The organism is Amycolatopsis sp. NPDC058278, from assembly GCF_042881395.1.
Classification (GTDB): domain Bacteria; phylum Actinomycetota; class Actinomycetes; order Mycobacteriales; family Pseudonocardiaceae; genus Amycolatopsis.
Genome location: NZ_JBHVXZ010000034.1, coordinates 1 through 17,523, shown reverse-complemented (window position 1 = coordinate 17,523; position 17,523 = coordinate 1). Strand labels below are relative to the sequence as shown.

15 protein-coding genes are annotated in these 17,523 nt (G+C 72.5%); 10 read left to right on the top strand and 5 right to left on the bottom strand.

Translation table 11 applies throughout. The features are described 5' to 3' along the window. Positions 1-23 precede the first annotated feature (23 nt). From ACFVYA_RS19450 to ACFVYA_RS19440, 3 genes are all read left to right on the top strand, one after another. On the top strand, positions 24-1,280 hold the full coding sequence (locus tag ACFVYA_RS19450) for a helix-turn-helix domain-containing protein (protein ID WP_387046641.1): 1,257 nt from the start codon (positions 24-26) through the stop codon (positions 1,278-1,280). Between the two features lie 158 nt (positions 1,281-1,438). After that, a complete protein-coding gene (locus ACFVYA_RS19445; RefSeq protein WP_387046639.1) occupies positions 1,439-2,530 on the top strand; it encodes an aldose epimerase family protein in 1,092 nt (363 codons plus the stop codon). A 49-nt stretch (positions 2,531-2,579) separates the two neighbouring features. Further along, a complete protein-coding gene (locus ACFVYA_RS19440) occupies positions 2,580-3,296 on the top strand; it encodes a transporter substrate-binding domain-containing protein (protein WP_285990629.1) in 717 nt (238 codons plus the stop codon). A 4-nt stretch (positions 3,297-3,300) separates the two neighbouring features. On the opposite strand, the gene ACFVYA_RS19435 is transcribed toward ACFVYA_RS19440, so the two are convergent. Further along, complete coding sequence (locus ACFVYA_RS19435) at positions 3,301-3,810, bottom strand: DinB family protein (protein ID WP_285990628.1); 510 nt, start codon at positions 3,808-3,810, stop codon at positions 3,301-3,303. 260 nt (positions 3,811-4,070) lie between these two features. Between ACFVYA_RS19435 and ACFVYA_RS19430 the strand changes: the two genes are divergently transcribed. The 3 genes from ACFVYA_RS19430 to ACFVYA_RS19420 all read left to right on the top strand — a co-directional run bounded on the left by ACFVYA_RS19430 (position 4,071) and on the right by ACFVYA_RS19420 (position 7,976). Further along, positions 4,071-5,723 carry an AMP-binding protein gene (locus ACFVYA_RS19430; RefSeq protein ID WP_387046637.1) on the top strand — a complete coding sequence of 551 codons (1,653 nt, stop codon included), beginning with the start codon at positions 4,071-4,073 and terminating at the stop codon, positions 5,721-5,723. 434 nt (positions 5,724-6,157) lie between these two features. Then, positions 6,158-7,249: a DnaJ domain-containing protein gene (locus tag ACFVYA_RS19425; RefSeq protein WP_387046728.1), complete on the top strand. Its 1,092-nt coding sequence runs from the start codon at positions 6,158-6,160 to the stop codon at positions 7,247-7,249. A 97-nt stretch (positions 7,250-7,346) separates the two neighbouring features. After that, complete coding sequence (locus tag ACFVYA_RS19420; protein WP_387046635.1) at positions 7,347-7,976, top strand: LysE family translocator; 630 nt, start codon at positions 7,347-7,349, stop codon at positions 7,974-7,976. Between the two features lie 46 nt (positions 7,977-8,022). On the opposite strand, the gene ACFVYA_RS19415 is transcribed toward ACFVYA_RS19420, so the two are convergent. Beyond that, the gene (locus ACFVYA_RS19415) at positions 8,023-10,491 is read right to left on the bottom strand and encodes a M14 family zinc carboxypeptidase (RefSeq protein ID WP_387046726.1); all 2,469 of its coding nucleotides are present in this window, start codon (positions 10,489-10,491) and stop codon (positions 8,023-8,025) included. Positions 10,492-10,681: 190 nt separating this feature from the next. On the opposite strand from ACFVYA_RS19415, the gene ACFVYA_RS19410 reads away from it, so the two are divergent. Genes ACFVYA_RS19410 through ACFVYA_RS19400 form a run of 3 tightly spaced genes read left to right on the top strand, consistent with a single transcriptional unit; the run spans position 10,682 to position 13,333 of the window. Continuing rightward, entirely contained in the window at positions 10,682-11,341 is a 660-nt protein-coding gene (locus ACFVYA_RS19410; RefSeq protein ID WP_387046634.1) for a DUF998 domain-containing protein, read from the top strand. 58 nt (positions 11,342-11,399) lie between these two features. Further along, positions 11,400-12,704, top strand: a complete 1,305-nt coding sequence (locus ACFVYA_RS19405) for a cytochrome P450 (protein WP_387046632.1) — start codon at positions 11,400-11,402, stop codon at positions 12,702-12,704. Positions 12,705-12,736: 32 nt separating this feature from the next. Next, entirely contained in the window at positions 12,737-13,333 is a 597-nt protein-coding gene (locus tag ACFVYA_RS19400; RefSeq protein ID WP_285990623.1) for a TetR/AcrR family transcriptional regulator C-terminal domain-containing protein, read from the top strand. On the opposite strand, the gene ACFVYA_RS19395 is transcribed toward ACFVYA_RS19400, so the two are convergent. Beyond that, entirely contained in the window at positions 13,330-13,977 is a 648-nt protein-coding gene (locus ACFVYA_RS19395; protein ID WP_285990622.1) for a GTP pyrophosphokinase family protein, read from the bottom strand. The two genes, ACFVYA_RS19400 and ACFVYA_RS19395, sit on opposite strands and share 4 nt — an antisense overlap. A 257-nt stretch (positions 13,978-14,234) precedes the next feature. After that, the gene (locus tag ACFVYA_RS19390; protein WP_387046629.1) at positions 14,235-15,626 is read right to left on the bottom strand and encodes a hypothetical protein; all 1,392 of its coding nucleotides are present in this window, start codon (positions 15,624-15,626) and stop codon (positions 14,235-14,237) included. A 148-nt stretch (positions 15,627-15,774) separates the two neighbouring features. Here ACFVYA_RS19390 and ACFVYA_RS19385 point away from each other — a divergent pair, with 148 nt between their 5' ends. Next, the gene (locus tag ACFVYA_RS19385) at positions 15,775-16,587 is read left to right on the top strand and encodes an alpha/beta fold hydrolase (RefSeq protein ID WP_387046627.1); all 813 of its coding nucleotides are present in this window, start codon (positions 15,775-15,777) and stop codon (positions 16,585-16,587) included. Here ACFVYA_RS19385 and ACFVYA_RS19380 read toward each other — a convergent pair. Next, positions 16,584-17,459, bottom strand: coding sequence for an LLM class F420-dependent oxidoreductase (locus ACFVYA_RS19380; protein WP_387046625.1), 876 nt, complete (start codon positions 17,457-17,459; stop codon positions 16,584-16,586). The genes ACFVYA_RS19385 and ACFVYA_RS19380 overlap by 4 nt on opposite strands. Between the last annotated feature and the right edge of the window lie 64 nt (positions 17,460-17,523).

Here is a 17,523-nt window from a genome sequence, read left to right as displayed (position 1 = left end):
AAGCGCGGCAAGGGGTGTGAACCATGACCCGGACGATCACGCAGGCGGCGATTCCGCACCCGCGGGGCACCGGCCGCGCCCGGCAGCTGTGGTGCTCGCTGCCGACGGAACTCGCGCAGCGGTTCCGGCCGCACGCCGACCCGCTCGCCCGGCGGATCCTCGAAGAGGTCCAGCGGGCCGTCCCCGAGTACGCCAAGCCGCTCGAAGGCGAGTTCGGCAAGATGATCGTGCTGGCGATCGAGCAGGCGGTGCTCAGCTGCATCGACAGCATCGAAGACCTCGCGTCCACACAGGACACTTGGGCGAAGCTGTTCATGGAGGTGGGGAAGCGCGTCCACCACGACGGCGGCAGCCTCAACTCCCTGCAGGCCGCCTACCGCGCGGGCGGCCGCGCGGCGTGGCGCTACATAGCCGAGCTGGGGCAGGCGCACCGGTTCCCGGCGGCCGTGCTGTGCGTCGGCGCGGAAGCCGTTTTCGCTTACGTGGACGAGATTTCCTCGTACTCGGTCGAGGGGTACACCTTGGCGCAGGCGATGGCGAGCGGCACGCTCGAACGACGGCGGCGCCGGCTGTTCGAACTGCTGCTGGCCACCCCGCCCTCGTCGCCGGCCACGCTGGCGACCATGGCCAAGGCGGCGCAGTGGACGATGCCGGAGTGGGTCACGGTCGTCGCGCTCGACCCGCGGACCGAGCAGCACCCCCCGCCGACACCGCGGCTCGCCGACGACGTGCTGCTGGACCTCGACGGCCCCGAGCCGTGCTTGCTGACCCCGAACCCGGACCGCGACCTGCGGGGCCTCGAAGGCCGCCTCCCGGGCTGGCGCGCCGCGGTCGGCCCCCGGGTCCGGCCGGCCGACGCGGCGACGTCGCTGCTGTGGGCCCGCCGCACGCTCGACCTCCTCCGCCGCGGCCTGGCCGGCGACGGCCCGGTCACCCGCACGGCCGACCACCTGGCGACGCACTGGCTGCTGCTCGACCGCTTCCTGCTGGACGAGCTGTCGGCGACGGCGCTCGCCCCCTTCGCGGGCCTGACGGTGAAGCAGCGGACCCGGCTGGCCGAGACGTTGCTGAGCTGGCTGGAGCACAACGGGAACACCCCGGAGATCGCCCAGGCCCTGCGGATCCACCCCCAGACGGTCCGCTACCGCGTGAGCCAGCTGAGCGAGCTGTTCGGCGACCGGCTGGCGGACCCGGCGAAGCGCCTGGAGATCCAGATGGCACTGTGCGCCCACCGGCTGCTGGGCACCCGCCCGCCGGCGGGCGGCCGCGACCACGGCTGACCGGCTGCCCGTCCCTGCACCCCACCCGGCACTCCAGTCGGGTGTATTCGAGCCGGTCCCGGCCGCCGGCGCGCAGGCCGTCCTTGACCGTGCGCGGCCGCGAATCTAAGGTCGTCCCAGGCTGTTAGCGCTAACAGTCGGTTGGAGGGGACCCACCGATGACCGCACCGGAACTCACCCGGGAGTTGTTCGGCCAGGCCGGCGGCACCGACGTCCACCGGTACACGCTGGGGCGGCCCGGCGGGCCGGTCGTGCGCGTGCTCGACTACGGCGGCGTCATCCAGTCGCTGGAGGCGCCGGACCGCGACGGCCGCCCCGGCAACGTCGTCCTCGGCTTCGCGGACCTCGGCTCCTACGTCGCCAACAACCGGCCCGGGGCGGACCGGGTCTTCCTGGGCGCGGCGATCGGCCGGTTCGCCAACCGGATCGCCGGGGGCACCTTCACCCTCGACGGCGTCCAGTACCGGGTGCCGCTGAACAACGGCAAGAACAGCCTGCACGGTGGCCCCGCCGGGTTCGACACGCGGGTCTGGTCGGCGACCGAACTCCGGGACGGCGACGGCGTCGCCGTCCGGCTCACGCTGGTCAGCCCGGACGGCGACCAGGGCTACCCCGGCCGGCTCACCGCCGAGGTCACCTACCGCGTCGACGCGCGCGACCGGCTGCGCATCACCTACCGCGCGACGACCGACGCGCCGACGGTGGTCAACCTGACCAACCACACCTACTGGAACCTGGCCGGCGAAGGGGCGGGCGAGGTCCACGAGCACCGCCTGGAGATCGCCGCGAGCCGGTTCTGCCCGACCGGGGAGGACCTGATCCCGGCCGGCGACCCGGTCCCGGTCGAGGGCACGCCCTTCGACTTCCGCCGGCCGGCGCCGATCGGCGCCCGCATCGGCGAACCCGACCCCCAGCTGGTGATCGGCCAGGGCTACGACCACAACTGGGTGCTCGACGACGGCGCGCCGTTCGCCGCCCGCGCGTGGGACCCGGCGTCCGGGCGCCTGCTCACCATGTGGACGACCGAGCCGGGCCTGCAGTTCTACTCGGGCAACTACCTCACCGCGGCCCTCACCGGCACCGGCGGCCGCCCGTACCACCGCGGCGCCGGCTTCGCGCTGGAAGCGCAGCACTTCCCGGACTCCCCCAACCGCCCGGACTTCCCCAGCACGGTGCTGCGCCCCGGCGAGGTCTACCACCAGGAGACGGTGTTCGCCCTGACCACCGCGGACGAGCCGCCGGTGGCGTGAGCGACAATCGCGGGGCGCGCGCGGAGTCCCGCCGCTAGCCTCGCCGGGCATGGGAGATCTTTCCGCCGTCGCCCGGGACCTCGCGCCCACCGGCCCGCTGCGCGCCGCGATCAACCTCGGCAATCCCGTGCTCGCGCACGGCACGCCGGCCGAACCGGGCGGGGTCACGGTCGACCTCGCCCGCGAGGTGGCGGCGCGGCTGGCCGTCCCGGTGGAGTTCGCCTGCTTCGACGCGGCCCGCAAGTCGTTCGAGGCGCTGACCTCGGGCGCGGCCGACCTGGGCTTCCTGGCGATCGAGCCCGCCCGCGCGGCCGAGGTGGCGTTCACCGCACCGTACGTCCTCATCGAAGGCGTGTACGTCGTCCCGGACGGCTCGCCCTTCACCACGCCGGCCGACGTAGACCGGCCGGACGTCCGGATCGGGGTGAAGCAGGGCTCCGCGTACGACCTCTACCTGACCCGGACCCTCCAGCACGCCACCATCGTGCGCGGCGAGGACGGTGTCACGGCGTTCGAGGACCTCGGCCTGGAGGTCGCCGCCGGCATCCGCCGGCCGATGACCGCCTACGCCGCCGCCCACCCCGGGACCCGGGTGCTGCCCGGACGCTTCATGGAGATCCGGCAGGCGGTCGGCACCACCCCTGACCGCCGCCCGGAAACGGTCGCGTTCCTGCACGACCTGGTCGAAGAGCTGAAGGCCACCGGGTTCGTCGCCGAAGCGCTGCGCCGCGCCGGCCAGGACGCCACCGTCGCCCCACCCGCCTGAGTCGCTATCTGCCGGTCAGGCCGTCGATCAGTTCGCGGCCGACGTCCACGTGCCCGGCGTGCCGGGCGAAGCTCTGCACCAGGTGGCACAGGATCCACGCGAACGTGGGGTGCTCTTCGGCGCCGCCGCGGCGGGTCGTGCGCACGGCCCGGCCGTCCAGCGGGGTGACCGCGGCCAGCCGGGCACAGTTTTCGCGCTCCGCCAGGAAGAACGCGGTGATGTCCGCCGACGGTTCCTCCGGCGCGACGAACCACTCCTGTTCGGCGGTGCGCGGCCAGGAGAAGTCGACGTCCTCGCCGGCGAACAGGTACCGGATCCAGAAGCGTTCGGTGCAAGCGAGGTGCTTGACCATGCCCAGCGGCGTCCAGCCCGAAGGCAGCACGCTCCGGCGCAGCTCCCGTTCGGAGAGGCCGTCGAGCTTGCGCAGGATGGCGGCGGCGTTGTGGTCGAGGTAGCCCAGCAGCAGCGCGCGCGGATCAGCCAGCGTGGGCGGGGGTTCGGGCGTCTCGACCATGATCGAAAAGCTACTGGCCGGCACCCCGCGACACCGTGTTCCCGCGCGCCCACGACGGGGTGACTCGCGGCGTCAAACCGACGGCCGCCCAGCGCCCCGGCCGGAACTCCCGCGCGCGGTAGAGCCTCGGCACCGGCGGTTACCGACCCCGTGCATGGCTTCCCGGTTGCCATCGTCATCGGTACGACATTGCGTCTTCTCGACGGTCGCAACGAGTGCTACCTTCCTGGGGGCGGGCAGGTCGAGACCGAGGAGCTGCGATGAGGCTTTCTCCCAGCGCTCACACCGACTCGTTCTGCCGCGACCGGCTGCCACCCGGCGACCAATGGCCGCGGCTCGTGTTCGACCTGCCGGAGCTGCACTACCCCGACCGCCTCAACGCCGCGACCGCGCTGCTCGACGAGACCGCCGCCCGCCTCGGGCCGGACCGCCCCTGCCTGCGTTCGCCGCACGAGACGTGGACCTACGGCGACGTCCTGGCCCGCGCCAACCGGATCGCGCACGTCCTCACCGCCGAGCTCGGTGTCGTGCCGGGCAACCGCGTGCTGCTGCGCGGCACCAACACGCCGTGGCTCGCGGCGTGCTGGCTCGGCGTCCTGAAGGCCGGCGCCGTCGCCGTCACGACCATGCCGATGCTCCGCCGCGGCGAGCTCGACAAGATCGCCGACCGGGCGCAGCCCACGGTGGCCCTGTGCGACGAGCGCCTGCTCGACGAGCTGCCACCCACACTGCCCGTGGTGCCCTACCGCACAGCACCCGACAGCGCAGCGTCCGACGGCACAGCATCCGACACCCCAGCGTCCGACAGCACTGGGCGCGCCGGCCTGGCCGAACGCTGCGCCCGGCACCCGGCGACCTTCGCCGACGTGCCGACGGCCGCCGACGACGTCGCCCTGCTCGCCTTCACCTCCGGCACGACCGGGACGCCGAAGGCCACCATGCACTTCCACCGCGACCTGCTCGCCATCGCCGACACGTTCTCCCGGCACGTCGTCCGGCCCACCCCGGACGACGTCTTCTGCGGCACCCCGCCACTGGCCTTCACCTTCGGCCTGGGCGGCCTTCTGGTGTTCCCGCTGCACGCCGGCGCGTCGGTGCTCCTGCTGGAGCGCGCGACACCCAAGGAGCTGGCGTCGATCGTCGCCGAGCAGGCGGTGACGGTGCTGTTCACCGCCCCGACCGCCTACCGCGCGATCCTGGGCTCCGGCGACGGGCCCCTGCTGGCCGGGGTCCGCCGCGCCGTCTCCGCCGGGGAAGCGCTGCCCGCCGCCGTGGCCGAGCGGTACCGCGAGGTCGTCGGATCGCCGTTGATCGACGGCATCGGCAGCACGGAGATGCTGCACGTGTTCATCTCCGCCGCCGGCGACGACGTCCGCCCCGGCCGGACGGGCAAGGTCGTCCCCGGCTTCCGCGCCGCCGTCCTGGACGCCGACGGCCGGCCGGTCCCGGACGGCACACCCGGGCTGCTCGCCGTCCAGGGCCCCACCGGCTGCCGCTACCTCGGCGACCCCCGCCAGACCGACTACGTCCGTGACGGCTGGAACATCACCGGCGACACCTACGTCCGCGAGCCGGACGGCTACTTCCGCTTCGTGGCACGCAGCGACGACATGATCGTCTCGTCCGGTTACAACATCGCGGCTCCCGAGGTCGAAGAGGTGCTCCTGACGCATCCGGACGTCGAAGAGTGCGCCGTCGTCGGCACACCCGACCCGGACCGGGGCGCGGTCGTGACGGCTTTCGTCGTGCTCCGGCCCGGCGTCGCCCCGGGCCCGGACGTCGCGCACGCCCTGCAGGAGCACGCCAAAGCCGTTGCCGCGCCGTACAAGTACCCGCGCCGGGTGCGCTTCCTCGACGCCCTGCCGCGCAATGCCGGCGGCAAGCTGCAGCGGTACCTGCTGCGCGAGCGCTGACGGGGGTGACGGGCCCGCTGCCGAGGTGGGGTGGCGGTGGGCCCGTCACGTCTGAGGGAGGTCGAGGACATGCCTCAAGACTAGCCGAGGATTCGAACACATGTTCACGGCCATTCGAGTGGATTCCGACTACGAAAAGTCACCGCGGAGCGGCCTTTCCCGGGCGCGGCAACACTTCCGAGTGACAATGAGTCCTCAATGGACATTGCGTGACCACGGAAGACGAAGACGCCGCCGCCATGCGGGACACCGTCACCGGACCCGCCGGCCGTGCCACGCCGGAGCGGCCGTTTCCGGGCCGTCACCGGCAAAACCGCTCACACCGCCCTGACCTGCGCCGAGGACAATCACTCCGGCGCGCCGCCGAGGCGGTGACAGGCCCCGCGACCGGACCCCATAAAGTCTTCGCGCAGCCATCGGAGGTGACCACCCGCGTGCCCGACGTCGACTACTACGAGGTGCTCGGCCTCCGCCGCGACGCCACGGCGGCCGACGTCAAGGCGGCCTACCGCCGGCTGGCCAAGACCATGCACCCGGACGGCGGCGGCACGGTCGGCACGTTCCGGCTGCTGCGCGAGGCCTACGACGTCCTGGGCGATCCGGTGGCCCGCGCGCGCTACGACTCCGGCGGCGCGACCGTGGTGCCGGTGCCGGTCCGGCCGCGTCCCCGGCGGCGCTTCGGCGACGAGCCCGGCTTCGTCCCCGACCTGCCCGAGCTGGACGCCGAGGACCTGAGCTGGTGGCACTTCGCCGGGGAGGACACCCGGATGCGCCACGGCCGCCACCGCGGGCCCGGGCACACGCCGGTGGTGGTCGCGGTCGCCGGGATGGTGCTGGTGCTCCTGCCGCTGGTCACCGGCGTCGGGTTCAGCACGCCGGTGCTCATCGTCTGGCTGCTGCTGACGGCCGGGACGGCGCTGCTCGTCCAGCGGCTGGCGCGCGGGTACCTTCGGGCCGCGAAGGCGCGCGAGGCGTACGCCGAGGAGTTCGGCGGCCGCACGGTGTTCGGCACGCCCGGCACCGAGCGCGACGAGCTGGCCGAGCGGCTCACCGCCGACCTGCTCGAGGGGTACCTGACCCGGCTGCCGGGCGCCCGCATCTTCCACGGGCTCGCCTGGCCGGGCTCGGTGTTCGCCGACGTCGACCACGCGGTTCTGTGCGGGAAGCGGCTGGTGCTCATCGAGTCGAAGCTGTGGCTGCCGGGCCACTACGAGACGGCGGAGGACGGCAGGCTGCTGCGCAACGGCCGCCCGTTCCGCGGCGGCGGCAGCCGGCTCGCGGAGAGCCTGGCGGCCTACCGCGAACTGCTGCCGGGGGTGGCGCTGCGGGGCGCGATGATCGTGTACCCGAGCCGCAGCGGCGACCTGACCACGGCGGACCCGGGCGAGCTGGCGGTCGCGCCGATGACACCGGATGAGTTCCTGCACGAGATCGGCGAGTGGCTGGCCGCGGATCCGTCCACAGTGGACCACGAGACGCTGCGGACGATGCGCGACCAGGTGGTCGGCGGCGGCCGCGCGGCATGAGCAGCCCCCGATTTCCACGCTACCCCGGCGCACCGGCAGTTCCGGGGTCTGCGCGTGCTCACCTTCGGCTCGGCGTCGGCGACGGCGGCCCCGCGGCGTGAGTCCCGCCGCCACCCTCGGCACGGTCCTCCTGGCCTACCTCCCGGCCGCGATCACCCCCGGCCCCAACTTCGTCCTCATCGCGCACACGGCCGCCACCGGGACGCGCCGGACCGCGGTGGCGATCGCGCTCGGGGTGGTCGCCGCCGGTGGGCTGCTGGCCGCGGTCGCGGTCTTCGGACTGGGCGGCGTGCTCGCCCGCACGCCGTGGCTGGCGACGGCGCTGCGCGTGGCGTGCGGCGGCTACCTGGCGTGGCTGGGTGTGCGGCTGTGGTGGCAGGCCCGCACGCCCGGCGATCCCGTGCCACCGCCGGACCAGGACGAGGTGGTGGCCCGGCGCGGCACCGCCTTCCGCCGCGGTGTCGTCAGCAACGTCACCAACCCCAAGGCCGCCGCGTTCTTCGGCAGCGTCCTCACCGCGACCCTGCCGCCCACCGAACCCACCGCCGTGCGAGCCGCCGCCGTCGCCCTGATCGTCGCCACTTCGGCCGCCTGGCACCTGAGCGTGGCCCTGCTGTTCTCCTCCCCCGCCACCCAGCGGTGGTACGCCCGCGCCGAACCGGCCCTCAACCGCGTCGTGGGCACCGTTCTCGTCGTCCTCGGCGTCACCCTCGCCTCAACGCCGTGAAGGCCTCCCCGCACGAGCGAGGAGGCCTTCACGAACGAACGCACTGCTACCGGACGCCGCCCGAAGCGCGCTGCTTCTGCGCGTGCGCGGAGCGGGTGCAGACCTCGCCGACGTCGACCGTCTGGCCGCGGTCGGCGAAGACGTCCGCCACGCCGACGAGCTTGCCGTTCGGGGCCGAGCAGGTCAGCTGGTAGGCCTCCTTCGTCCCGTAGGTCGGCGGGATCGGCGACGAGAACGACACGTCGCCTGCCCAGTCGTCGACCGCGGCCGGGTTCGTCTGGTCGTAGTTGACCACCACGGCCCGGTAGTCGCCCGCCGGCGGGTCGAACAGCACGGCGTGCTCGGACGTCGTGCCGCCGTTCGCCGACGAGCTGACCAGGTTGCCCGCCGAGTCGTAGACGTACAGGTCCCAGTCGGTCGTGGTGTTCGCCCAGTTGATGTTCACGCTGAACTTCCCGTTGTCGACCTTCGGCAGGCCGTCGACGTGGAAGGTGAACGAGTCACCCGCCGGGTCGACCGGGTAGTTCTGGTTGATCGGCGGCACCCCGGCCGGGTTGGCGACCGCGAAGCCCTGCTGCGCCGGGCCCTGCGGGTCGCGCCCGTACCGGCCGGCCACGTACGGCCGCGTCGACGGGTTGACCGACCACGCGAAGCGCCCGCCGGTGGCGGTGAACTTCGAGTTCAGGTCGTCGGTGATGTAGATCGGCGGCTTGGTGGAGCCGTCGGGCTGGATCACCGGCGACGTCGGCGTCTGGAACGTCTTGTGCAGCTTGAGCTGGTAGTTCTTCGGCGCCGAGCCGATCAGCGTCGAGTGCTGCTGCGGGTCGGCCGCGTTGCCCAGCATGTCCAGGAACGCCTGGCGGTTGCCGCCCTTGCCGGCGCCTGCCGCGGGAGCCAGGCCCTCGTACTCGGCCACGACGCTGTCGGCGTAGGGGCCGTGGAAGCCGTTGCCGCCGACCTCGATGGTGAAGCCCCAGCCGCCGGTGGCCCAGTACGACCAGTCCTCGGTGGTGCCGGTCGTGTCGTAGAGCGCCCAGCTCGGCTCGCTCGTGTAGCCGTTGCGCGAGGCCAGCTTGTCGCCGAGGGCCTTGTACTGCGGCTCCTCCAGCGGCGGGCGGACGTCCGCCACGCCCGGCGGGCGCAGCACCAGCGCGGCGACGGTGTGCATCGTGATCAGGTTCGTCACCTGGCGCGAGGACACGATGGAGCGCACGTTCCGCACCTCGGGCTCGCTGAACGGCGCGGACCCGCGGAAGGTGTCGCCGCTCCAGGCCACCTCGGCGCCGTTGCCGCCCCAGAAGCCCGCGTAGTTGCGGTTCGGGTCGGTGCCGCGCAGGCGGCCGCCCGGGTTCGCCTTGCAGACGCCGGTCGCGAACTGCGGCGGCGAGTCGTTGACGTTGCAGTTCTTCCGCTTCATCTCGTAATCGAACCGGGTGAAGTCACCCTTGGGCTCGGCTTCGCGGGAGATCTCGAAGCCGTCCGGGTTGATGATCGGCACGACGATGTTGCGCGTCTTGCCGACCAGCGACCGGATGGCAACGTCGTGCGAGTAGCCGTTGACCAGCTCGTACGCCCACTCCATGACGTGCTCGCCGGCCGGCCACTCCCGGGCGTGGTGCACGCCCATGGTGAAGTTCACCGGCTTGCCGTCGGTCAGGTTCTTGACGTCCGTGGCGATTTCGACGCCGACGACGTCCCGGCCTTCCCAGGTCGACTCCGGCATGGTGAACGCCGAAACCAGGTTCGGGTTCTTGCGGGCGAGTTCCTTCATCTCGAAGTTGTACTCGTAGAGGTGCCGGTAGCTGGTGCGCCCGGACGGCAGCGCCGAAGCGTCGGTCTTCGCGGCGTACTGGCGATCGGTCTTCGCGTCCTGGACGGACTTGGCCGACAGGTCCGCCTCGATGACCTTCGACTTGAAGCCGCTGTCCTTCAGCGTCTTGCGGTCGGCGTCGCCGGCGAGGACGACCTCGACCCCGGTCGCGTCACCCTTCTCCGTGACGTCGAGGCCGAGCGCGTTCAGCTTGTTCTTGTCGGCGCGCGTCGGCGTCTCGACGCGGACGAGCTCCGCGCGCTGGGCCGCCGGGGCCGTCCCGGTCGGCGTGCCCTGCGGCGTCAGTGCCAGGAAGTCGACACCCAGCTGGGCCTGACCGGCCGAGCCGCCGTAGCGGCAGCCCTGGACGACGAGCTCCTGCCCCTTCTTCACGAAGCTTTCGGCGAGTTCGTGGGTGCGCAACGCCGCCGAAGCGGCGACCACCGCACCGGTGGCCTTGTCGAAGACGGCGACGTCCCAGTCACCCTCGGCGCCCTGCGCCGGCTTGAGCCGCGCCTGGACGAGACCGTCCACGGTGGACGTCAGCTCGCGGCGATCGGCGCCCGACGTGCCCTTGGGCAGCACCTTCGCGAAGCACGAGCGGGCCACCGACTTGTCGGCGCGCAGGATGTTCTGCGCCGCACCGGCGGTGCCGGCCGGCAGCGCGACGAACGTTCCGGCCAGTGCGACGGCCGAAGCCAGCATCACCAGCCGTCTTGGTGAATTCCCCACAGGAAGCGACCTCCTTGACCGAGGCCGGCACGCACGGACGTACCGGTAGCGGAGGACCATAATGGAGGAAATCCGGCCGCGGACACCGCCGTAAGTCGTACAGCGTTCAACGCGGGGGCGCCTTTCACCGGGAGTTCAACCACCGGTCGGCTACTGTGCGTTCATGGTCACCGTCCCTGCGCGACGAGTGTCGGTCGCGGTCTCGCTGACGGGCATCGCGGCCTTGGTGCTCGGCGCCGGCCTGGTGCTGCTGCTGCAGGTCATCCCGCCCACCGACCGGATCAGCGTCACCCGCCGCACGATCAGCGAATACGGGTTGTCCGATCACAAGTGGGTCTTCGACCTCGCGGTGCTCCTGGTCGCCCTCGGCTCGGCGGCGGGCCTCGCGGTCCTGCGCGGCCAGCGGCGGCTTCCCGTGCCCGCGGCCATCCTGGGGACACTGTGGACAGTCGGGCTGCTGGTCATCGTGGCGTTCCCCAAGCCGGACTGGGCCACGGTCTCCCGCGCGGACTTCGGCGGCACGCTGCACCGGATCGCCAGCGTGGTGGCGTTCGTGGCCCTGCCGCTGGCGGTCCTGGTCGCCGCGCGCACGGCGTTCCCGTCGTCGCCGGTCCGCCGCCGGCTGGCGTGCGTGCTGGCGATCGGGTCACTGGGCTGGTTCGCGGTGATCCTGGGCGCGGTCGTGGTCGCCGCGGCGGAAGACGGCCGCTGGTGGACGCTCATCCCGCTCGGCCTGGTGGAACGCGGGATGGCGCTGACGGAACTGCTCGCGCTGGGCGTGCTCCTGGCGCCGGTCGGGGAACGGTCCGGACAGGCGCGATGACCCCTCGCGCGGCCGGCCATAACCTACACTGTAGGCACGCCGACCGAAGGGGGAAGCCGTGCTCGAAGGAGCCCTGGCCCGCGCGAAACCCGTCGTCCGCTGGGGCCTCGGCCACGCGCTCCCCCGGACCGTGCTGCGCCGCGAGGCCCGGCGCGGGGACCTCCAGGGGCGGATGGTGGTCGACGCGGCCGACGGCCGCGACCTGACCGGCCTGTTCGAGGAGATCCGCGACACCGGCCCGCTCGCCCGCACCCGCTTCGGCTGGATGACCACCACGCACGCCGCGGTCCGGGAGGTGCTCGCCGGCGAGGACTTCCGGGTCGGCGTCATCGGGTCGGACGGCTCGGCGCTCGGCCGCCTGGTCGAGTGGTCGGCCGGCGAGCACCTGCACCCGGTGCGGCCGCCTTCGCTGCTCGCCGTCAACCCGCCCGAGCACACCCGCTACCGCAAGCTGGTCACCGGCGTGTTCACCGTGCGCGCGGTCGAGCAGCTGCGCGGCCGGGTGCAGGAGATCGCGGACGGCCTGCTCGACACGCTCGACCCCGGCACCCCGCTCGACCTCGTCGAGTCCTACTGCGGCCTGCTGCCGGTGACGGTCATCAGCGAAATCCTCGGCGTGCCCCCTGCCGACCTCGGCAAGGTGCTGTCCCTGGGCGCGGCCGCGGCGCCCAGCCTCGACCTCGGGCTCGGCTGGCGCACGTTCCGCCACGTCGAAACCGCGCTGGCCGAGTTCGACACCTGGCTCGGCGAGCACCTCGATCACCTGCGCCGGAACCCGGGGAACGACCTGTTCAGCAAGCTCGTCGCGGCTCGCGACGGCGGTGTCGGCCTCACCGAGACGGAGCTGAAGTCCACCGCGGGCCTGGTGCTGGCGGCCGGCTTCGAAACGACCGTCAACCTGCTCGGCAGCGGCATCGCGCTGCTCGCGGGTGATCCCGGGCAGCTCGCCGTGCTGCGCGAACGGCCGGAGCTGTGGGGCAACGCCGTCGAGGAGGTGCTGCGGTACGACCCGCCGGTCCTGCTGACCGGCCGGCTGGCCACGCGCGCGACCGAGGTCGCCGGCGTGCCGCTGCCCCGCGGCGCGCTGGTCACGACCGTGCTGGCGGGCGCCAACCGCGACCCCGGCGTGTTCGCCGATCCGGCCGTCTTCGACGTCACCCGGGCCGGCGCGCGCGACCACGTGTCGTTCGGTGCCGGCCGCCACCACTGCCTGGGTGCGTCACTGGCGCGGATGGAGGGCGAGATCGGCCTGCGCACGATCTTCGACCGGTTCCCCGGCCTGCGCGTGCTGCCCGGCGGCCGCCGGCGGTCGACGCGCATCCTGCGTGGCTACGAGCACCTGCCCGCGGTGCTCGTCCCGTGACCGGCCGGCGTGGCCGGCCGTCCCGAAGTGTCTTGACGCGCGAACGGATCCTGCTCGCCGGGCTCGCCCTCGTCGACGAAGCGGGGTTGGAAGCTGTGAGCATGCGCAAGCTGGCTCATCGGCTCGGCGTCGACCCGATGAGCCTGTACAACCACGTCGACGGCAAGGACGCGCTGCTGGACGGGATCGCCGAGATCCTGCTCGCCGCGATCCCCGCGCCGCCACCGGATGCGGACCTGCGGGGGACGATGTCGGCGCTGGCGCACGGGTTCCGCGCCGCGATGCTCGACCACCCGCGGGCGGCGCCGCTCGTCCTGACCCGCCGGCTGGCGTCGATGACGGCGCTGGCCCCGGTGGAGGCGGTGCTCGGCCCACTGCTCGCGGCGGGCTATCCGCCGGAGCGCGCGGTGCACGGGCTGCGGGCGGTGCTGGCGTTCCTCATCGGCACGCTGATGCGCGAGGTCGAGGCCGCGCCGACGTTCGGCGGCAGCGTCCAGCGGCTCGCGGACCTTTCGGCGTCCGGGCTGCCCGCGGTGTCCGTGGCCGCGCCCTACCTGGCCGTGTGCGACCACGAAGCGGAGTTCGAATTCGGGCTGCGGATCATGCTCGACGCCCTGGCCGAGCCCTAGCGGATCCGCTCGTGCAGCGCGGCCATCCGGCTGTCGAGGTCGGCCGCGGTCCGGGCCGCCGCGGCCAGCTCACCCGCGAAGTCGGGCGGGACGCTGTCGCGGTACTTGTAAGAGAGCTTGTGTTCGACCGCCGCCCAGAAGTCCATGGCGATGGTGCGCAGCTGCACCTCGACCTTGACCTTTTCCACCCGGTCGGACAGGAAGACCGGGATGCGGACGATGAGGTGCAGGCTGCGGTAGCCGTTCGCCTTCGGGCTGGTGATGTAGTCCTTGGTGCGCAGCAGTTCGACGTCGTCCTGCGCGGTGAGCATGCGCGCCACCTCGTAGACATCGGAGACGAACGGGCAGACCACCCGGATCCCGGCGATGTCATCGAGCGCGGCGGCGGCGGAAACCCAGTCGCCGGTCAGCCCCCGGCGGCGCACCTTTTCCTTGATGGCCTCCGGTCGCTTCACCCGGCTCGTGATGTGCTCGATCGGGTCGTGCTGGTGGACGAAGTCGAACTCCTCGCTGAGGATCCGCAGCTTCGTCATCAGCTCTTCGATGGCGAACTTGTACATCAGGAGGAACCGCGGGAGCTGCCCGGCGACGGCGAGCTCGTCGGCCGCCTCGCGCAGGTCCTCGGCCGCCGGATCGGTGGTCACTGAAGCCTCGTGCTGTCGTCGGTCGTTTTCCGAGCGCCAGAGTACTGCGCTCCGCTTGGTCAACGAACGGCGACGGACCGGAGTTCCCGCCGGTCACCGGTTCGGGTGCTTCGCCGGACGGGCGCTTCGCGGGGCTGGGGGTGCTTGGCGAGCTGGAGGTGCTTGGCGGACTGGGGGGCCTTCGCCGGGCCTCGGGTGTTTGGCGGGGCCGGGCCCGGACCGGGGCGTGGGGCCGCCGGTCCGGGTCCCGGTGCTGCTCAGTGTCCCGCGGGCGCCTTTCCGGCCGCGGCCACCGCGGCGGCGACGCACTGGGTCGCGGCCGCGCCGGCGGCTTCGGCCTTTTCGGCGGCCTTTTCGTCGGCCGCCTTCTTGCCGGCCTTGTCGTTCTTGGCCTTCTGCTTGTCCTGGGCCTTCTGATCCTGGGCCTTCTGATCCTCGGCCTTCTGGTTCTCGGCCTTCTGATCCTGCGCCTTCTGCTTCTCCTCGGCGGCCATCCCCTGCTGCTGCGCCGCGGCAGCGGGATCGGCGGCCTGGGCAACGCAGTTCAGGATGCCCGCGCAATCCTGCGCGGAGAGCACGATCCGGCCGGCGTCCTGCTGCTCACCGGCCATGCCGTTCTGCTTCGCCGCATCCTTCTGACCGGCGGCTTCCTTCTTGGCGGCCTTGCCGTTGCCGTCGGCACCGTTTTCCGCCGCCATACCGTTCTGGTCGGCCGAGCTGTCGTCCGCGGCCATGCCCTTCTGGGCGGCCGCACCCTGCTGAGCGCCCATGCCCTTCTGGTCGGCCATGCCGCTCTCGCCCGCCATGCCGTTCTGATCGGCCATGCCGTTCTCGCCCGCCATGCCGTTCTGATCGGCCATGCCGTTCTGGGCGGCTGCGCCGTTTTCGTCGGCCTTGCCGTTCTGGTTCGCCATGGCGTTGGCGTCGGCCACACCGGCGGCCTGCGCCAGGCACTTCTGGACCACCTCGCAGGCTTGGACGGCAGCGGCATCCTGACCGGCGGCGTCCTGCCCGGCCATGCCGTTCTCGTCGGCTGCGCCCTTCTTGCCCGCGCCCTTCTTGCCGGCCGCGCCGTTCTCGGCTGCCGCGCCCTTCTGCGCCGCCATGCCGTTCTGGTCGGCCATACCGTTGCCGGCCGCCATGCCGTTCTGGTCGGCCATGCCGTTCTCGGCCGCCATCCCGTTCTCATCAGCGGCGCCGTTCCCGGCCGCCATGCCCTTCTGCTGGGCTTTACCGCTTCCGGCTTCGTCCTGGCCGGCCGCCTTCTTGCGGGCCGCCGCGGCCTTCTCCTCCGCCTTGCCGTCCTGGCCCGCCGCCGCTATTGCCGCGCACTGGGCGGCCACCTCGTTCGCCGCCACCTGGTTTGCGCAGCCCGCTGCCTTGCGCTGCTGGTCGAGCCGGTCGACCGCCGCCTGGGTGTCGGCGATCCGGGCTTTCGACTGGTCGTCCGGGGCGGTGCGCTGGCTCGCGATGTACGTCAGGTTGTTCTGCAACGCCGTGTCCAGGCCGCCGCACTGCTCCGTCGCCGCGTTGCTCGCCGGGCTGGTCAACGCGATCGCCGCCGCCGTTGCGCCTGCTACGCCCACCAGTGCCGCTAGTCCGATCGTCGCGGGTTTGCGGTGTCGTCCTGTCGTGCGCACGTGGGGCATCAGCCCCTCCTCTCGGGTCGCCACCTCACCAGGGCACACGGACAAACCGGCGAAGCGGTTCACCGGGAGTTTCACTGTCCACTATGGACTAAACGCACACGGGCGCGGTGTGTTACCGTGTCCGGACCATGAAACCTGGGGAGGGTTCATGATCGGCAGCTTCAAGAACGCCCGCAGCGAAGAGCGATATCTGGCCGCCTACGACGAAATCGCCGCGCACTGGCCCGTTCCGGTGCGGGATCTGGACATCGGCACGCGTTACGGGCCGACCCGCGTCCGGGCGAGCGGTGCGGCCGGGCCACCGATCGTGCTGCTGTCCGGCGTCATGGGGACGTCGCTGTCCTGGTACCCGCACGTCGCGGAGCTGGCCGAGCGGCACCGCGTGTTCGCCGTCGACACACTCGGCGAACCCGGGCGCTCACGCCAGACGCGGCCGATGCCCACCGCCGGGGAGTGCGCGGACTGGCTGGCCGACGTCCTCGACGGTCTCGGGCCCGGAAAATTCCTGCTGGCCGGGGTTTCGCGGGGCGCGTGGCTCGCGCTCACCCTGGCCGCCCGCACACCCGGCCGGATCGCCGGCGTGGTCGCCATCGAGCCGCCCGGCTTCGCGCCGATCGGCCGGCGCTTCCTCTGGTGGAGCGTGCGGGAGGTCGCGACCTGGTTCGACCCCCGCCCGCGCGCGGCGGTGCGGCGCACCCTCCGGCCGCTGCTGTTCGGCGGCCTGAAGTACCGCGCGCACCACCCGCCGCAGTACCTGTTCACCGACGACCAGCTGCGCGCGGTGACCGTCCCCGTCCGGCTGGTGCTGGGCGAGCGCAGCGTGATCCACTCCGCGCGCGAGGTCGAACAGCGGGTGAACGCGCTCAACCCGCTGTTCGACGTCGAAATCGTGCCGGGCGCGACGCACGCCTTGCCGCTGCAGCGACCGGAGCTGGTCACCGCGCGGATCCTGACCGGCTAGCCGAGCTCCGCCAGCTGCGGCACCGCCGGGGCCATTCCCTCGATCCACGCGGCGGGCGAACCCGTCGTCGGGGTGACGATCGCCGTCTGCACACCGAGTTTCGCGTAACCCGCCATCGAGCGGACGAACTCGTCGCGGGTTTCCGGCGCCGGGCGCGGGTTGTTGGCCAGGACCGTCTTGCGGATCGCGTCGTAGTCGCGCCCGACGTCGTCGCAGTGGCGGCGCAGCACGTCGAGCTTGTGCGCGACGTCGTCGGGCGAGGAGCCGAAGAGGTTGCACGCGTCGCCGTACTGGGCGACCAGCCGCAGCGTCTTGCGCTCCCCGCCGCCGCCGACGAGGACCTTCGGGCGGTTGATCGGCTGCGGCGAGCACAGCGTCTCGGCCAGCCGGTAGTGCTTGCCCTCGAACGGGCCGTTGTCCGCCGGGTCCCACATCTGCGCGCAGATGCGCAGCGTCTCCTCCAGCCGCTCGAACCGTTCGGCGATCGGCGGGAACGGCACGCCCATCCCCCGGTGCTCGCGCTCGAACCAGGCGGCCCCGATGCCGAGGACGGCCCGGCCGCCCGAAAGGACGTCGAGCGTGGTGACGATCTTCGCCAGCAGCCCGGGGTGCCGGTAGGTCACGCCGGTGACCAGCAGGCCGAGGTCGATCCGGGACGTGTGCGCGGCGAGGTAGCCGAGCGTGGTGTAGCCCTCCAGCATGTTCGACTCGGCGGGCAGGCCGGTCGGCTCGATCTGGAAGTAGTGGTCCATGAAGGACAGCCAGGTCGCCCCCGCTTCCTCCGCCGCGGCGCCCACCCGGGCGAGCTCGCCGGCGATGGCGGACGTCCCGCCGTCGATGTCGAAGATGGGCAGGTGGAAGCCGAGTTCCATGAAACGCGCTCCTGATGTGGTCGGTGTGGGCCCCACGCTAGGCCCTGGAGCGCGCTCCAGGGCC

Bases quoted from the DNA above. Each gene is read 5' to 3' on its own strand.
- ACFVYA_RS19450 (WP_387046641.1), top strand. From the start codon at position 24: ATGACCCGGACGATCACGCAGGCGGCGATTCCGCACCCGCGGGGCACC.
- ACFVYA_RS19445 (WP_387046639.1), top strand. From the start codon at position 1,439: ATGACCGCACCGGAACTCACCCGGGAGTTGTTCGGCCAGGCCGGCGGC.
- ACFVYA_RS19440 (WP_285990629.1), top strand. From the start codon at position 2,580: ATGGGAGATCTTTCCGCCGTCGCCCGGGACCTCGCGCCCACCGGCCCG.
- ACFVYA_RS19435 (WP_285990628.1), bottom strand. From the start codon at position 3,810: ATGGTCGAGACGCCCGAACCCCCGCCCACGCTGGCTGATCCGCGCGCG.
- ACFVYA_RS19430 (WP_387046637.1), top strand. From the start codon at position 4,071: ATGAGGCTTTCTCCCAGCGCTCACACCGACTCGTTCTGCCGCGACCGG.
- ACFVYA_RS19415 (WP_387046726.1), bottom strand. From the start codon at position 10,491: ATGCTGGCTTCGGCCGTCGCACTGGCCGGAACGTTCGTCGCGCTGCCG.
- ACFVYA_RS19410 (WP_387046634.1), top strand. From the start codon at position 10,682: ATGGTCACCGTCCCTGCGCGACGAGTGTCGGTCGCGGTCTCGCTGACG.
- ACFVYA_RS19390 (WP_387046629.1), bottom strand. From the start codon at position 15,626: ATGCCCCACGTGCGCACGACAGGACGACACCGCAAACCCGCGACGATC.
- ACFVYA_RS19385 (WP_387046627.1), top strand. From the start codon at position 15,775: ATGATCGGCAGCTTCAAGAACGCCCGCAGCGAAGAGCGATATCTGGCC.
- ACFVYA_RS19380 (WP_387046625.1), bottom strand. From the start codon at position 17,459: ATGGAACTCGGCTTCCACCTGCCCATCTTCGACATCGACGGCGGGACG.